The 869-nt window shown below is 52.7% G+C and carries 1 rRNA gene; it reads left to right on the forward strand.

The features are described 5' to 3' along the window. Window positions 1–758, forward strand: a 23S ribosomal RNA gene (locus tag APH30_RS27330); the annotation flags it as partial. Between the last annotated feature and the right edge of the window lie 111 nt (window positions 759–869).

An 869-nucleotide genomic window follows, 5' to 3' on the forward strand; every position in this document is an offset into this window, starting at 1 on the left:
AGTTCTCATGGAGCCATCCTTGAAATACCACCCTGGCAACTTTGAGGTTCTAACTCAGGTCCGTTATCCGGATCGAGGACAGTGTATGGTGGGTAGTTTGACTGGGGCGGTCTCCTCCCAAAGAGTAACGGAGGAGTACGAAGGTGCGCTCAGACCGGTCGGAAATCGGTCGTAGAGTATAAAGGCAAAAGCGCGCTTGACTGCGAGACAAACACGTCGAGCAGGTACGAAAGTAGGTCTTAGTGATCCGGTGGTTCTGTATGGAAGGGCCATCGCTCAACGGATAAAAGGTACTCCGGGGATAACAGGCTGATACCGCCCAAGAGTTCATATCGACGGCGGTGTTTGGCACCTCGATGTCGGCTCATCACATCCTGGGGCTGAAGCCGGTCCCAAGGGTATGGCTGTTCGCCATTTAAAGTGGTACGCGAGCTGGGTTTAGAACGTCGTGAGACAGTTCGGTCCCTATCTGCCGTGGACGTTTGAGATTTGAGAGGGGCTGCTCCTAGTACGAGAGGACCGGAGTGGACGAACCTCTGGTGTTCCGGTTGTCACGCCAGTGGCATTGCCGGGTAGCTATGTTCGGAAGAGATAACCGCTGAAAGCATCTAAGCGGGAAACTTGCCTCAAGATGAGATCTCACTGGGATCTTGAATCCCCTAAAGGGCCGTCGAAGACTACGACGTTGATAGGTTGGGTGTGTAAGCGCTGTGAGGCGTTGAGCTAACCAATACTAATTGCCCGTGAGGCTTGACCATATAACACCCAAGCAATTTGCTGACGCAGATTGCGGTGGTGAAGATGACATGAACCGAAAGTTCGCAAGGCATCACAAACATCACATATCCGAATTCGCTGGGCTGTCCAAC

It is taken from the genome of Pseudomonas sp. NBRC 111127 (assembly GCF_001320345.1).
Lineage (GTDB): Bacteria > Pseudomonadota > Gammaproteobacteria > Pseudomonadales > Pseudomonadaceae > Aquipseudomonas > Aquipseudomonas juntendi.